The sequence below is a fragment of the Campylobacter concisus genome (genome assembly GCF_002165815.1).
GTDB lineage: Bacteria > Campylobacterota > Campylobacteria > Campylobacterales > Campylobacteraceae > Campylobacter_A > Campylobacter_A concisus_BH.
In genome coordinates, this window is record NZ_NDYN01000019.1 from 1 (window position 1) to 2,842 (window position 2,842).

1 protein-coding gene is annotated in these 2,842 nt (G+C 39.2%); it reads left to right on the forward strand.

Annotation, left to right across the window (positions count from 1 at the left end; translation table 11 throughout):
- A partial coding sequence (locus tag B9N65_RS10700) for an Ig-like domain-containing protein (RefSeq protein WP_219336886.1) occupies positions 1-2,842 on the forward strand: 2,842 nt, incomplete at both ends.

Below are 2,842 nucleotides of genomic sequence, written 5' to 3' on the forward strand. Positions count from 1 at the left end.
ACTAAGAAATGGTAAATATGAGACTCCAGAGTATAGATTTGCTGATGATGCTGGCAATATTAGCGACTCATCAAAAGCTACGCTTACACTTGATGGCGAATTCTCAAGAACACCGAGCTCGCCACTAGATATTAACTTCCTAGAAGACGTTAATAAAGATGGTAAGATCTCTAATAAAGAGAATGAAGATGGTGATAAAGAGGTTGGTAAAACAACAGCTGAAATTTCTATACCAAAAGATGGCAGCGTAAAACCAGGCGATAAACTAATCGTAAAAGATAATAGCGATACTCCAAAAGAGCACGTGATCACAGATAAAGATATCGAAAATGGTAAGGTTGAAATTTCAGTTGATATCAAAACAGGCGATAAGACAACTATAACAGCCGAGATCATCAATCCAAACAACCCAAGCAAGCCAAGCGAGGAAATTTCAAAAGATATCACTGAGGCTTCTTCTACCGTTCAAGTAACAATCGACGAAATTTATGATGACGTAGATGGTGGTGTAGTAAATGGTGATGTTAAAAATGGTCTAACAAACGATAATCTACCAACATTCAAAGGTAGTGCAGCAGCTGGTGCAACAGTAGAAATTTATGAGAGCTTCTTAACAACTACAGAAAAAACTCTAGTTGGTAAAACAGTAGCTGACGCTAATGGCAAATGGAGCTTTACTCCAACTGAAGCTATGGGTGATGGCCTACACTACTTCGAAGCACATGCTACTGATAGCGCAGGTAATAAATCAATCACACCTAAGGTTGAACTAGATGTAGATGCAACAGCTCCAAGTGTTGAAAACCTAAAAGTAAGCCCACTAGATATTAGCAACCCAGCTGATAACACTCCAGAAAAAGGTAGAGTAGATGGTAGCTCTGATACACAAGATGCTAAGGTTATTGTTAAAGATGAAGCTGGTAATGTAATTGGTGAAGGTAAAGTAGGTGGAGATGGCAAATTTGTTATAGATACTACTAAACCACTAAACCCAGGTGATAAAGTAAAAGTAGAGATCATTGATGAAGCTGGCAACACTGGTAAAGGTAGTGCAGTAACAGGTAATGATATCATCCATACTCATGCTACAACTCAAGTAACAATCGACGAAATTTATGATGACGTAGATGGTGGTGTAGTAAATGGTGATGTTAAAAATGGTCTAACAAACGATAATCTACCAACATTCAAAGGTAGTGCAGCAGCTGGTGCAACAGTAGAAATTTATGAGAGCTTCTTAACAACTACAGAAAAAACTCTAGTTGGTAAAACAGTAGCTGACGCTAATGGCAAATGGAGCTTTACTCCAACTGAAGCTATGGGTGATGGCCTACACTACTTCGAAGCACATGCTACTGATAGCGCAGGTAATAAATCAATCACACCTAAGGTTGAACTAGATGTAGATGCAACAGCAGATGCTCCTGTAATAGATGCTGTAAATGACAATGTAGATAGCAAAACTGGCAACGTTTTAGACGTTAAAACAAAAGTTGCTCTAACAAATGACAGCACACCAACTCTTGAGGGATATGCTGAGCCTAACTCAGTAGTAACTATATATGAAATTAGTGAGTTAAATGGCGAAAAAACAGCTATAGGAACAGTCACAGCTGATAAACATGGTGGTTGGAAATTTGAACTACCTGAACTAGGAGATGGCGAGTATCAATACACTACAAGAGCACAAGATAAAGCAGGAAATATCTCGGACTTCTCAGAAGCAGTGATAGTTAATGTCGACCTAGTAGCTCCGTCTGAGCCAACAATCATATTTATTGAAGATATCAATAAAAAAGATGGCAAGCTCAATAAAGCTGAGAACGGCAAAGATGGTGACGATGCTAGCACAACAGCTCAAATTTCTGTTCCAGGTGATGCAGTAGAAAATGATGTGATCCACTACACTGTAAATGGTGAGGAAAAAACACATACTATAACTTACAATGACAGAGTAGCAGGCTACATAGAGGTTAAAGTACCAGTAGTTGATGGTAAGACTTCAACAGTAACAGCTAAGATCGTTGATCAAGCGGGCAATGCAAGTGAAGTGGTAAAAGAGAGCATAAGTTCAGACTTTACAGCTCCTAACGTTCAGATCACAGGAATTATTGACAACGTACCAGGCGGTACATATAAAGACAACGTTGCAGGTACTTCGACAAATGACAACACTCCAACTATCAAAGGTAAAGCTGATGCAAATCAAGAAGTGGTTATCTATGATACTAATAAAGAGATAGGTAGAACTACAGCTGATAAGAACGGCAACTGGGAATTTAAGCCAAGCGACTATAAAGAGCCACTAGCAGATCTTGTTGGTCGTGTTCACGTCATAAAAGCTGTGGTTACAGATGCAGCTGGCAACACTAGCGAAGCAACTTCTGCGCTAGAAGTTGATACAACTGTTGGCACACCAAAAGTTAAATTTAAGGAAGATTTAAATAACAATGAGGTCCTAAGCGTAGAAGAGGCAAAAGCCTTAACAGATGGCAAACTTCACTGGGTGGTTGAGATCCCAACTGACGGCATTAGTGTAAAAGCTGGCGATACGCTACAAGTATATGGAAAAAATGCTAAGTGGCAAAATGCTGCAATCATAACTAATGATGATATCACAAAAGGTTTTGTTGAGAGAGACGGCTTTGTTATGGATCTACCAAAAGGCAATGGAGCACAAAGTCCAGCTTATAGGATAGTAGATAAAGTCGGCAACGAGAGCGAAGGTAATTTTGCAAACTTGGTATATGATTCAGAACTAACTCGCCAACCAAGCAACCCATCTATCAAATTCCCAGAAGACACTAACGAAGATGGTAAGATCTCTGACAAAGAGAATAAA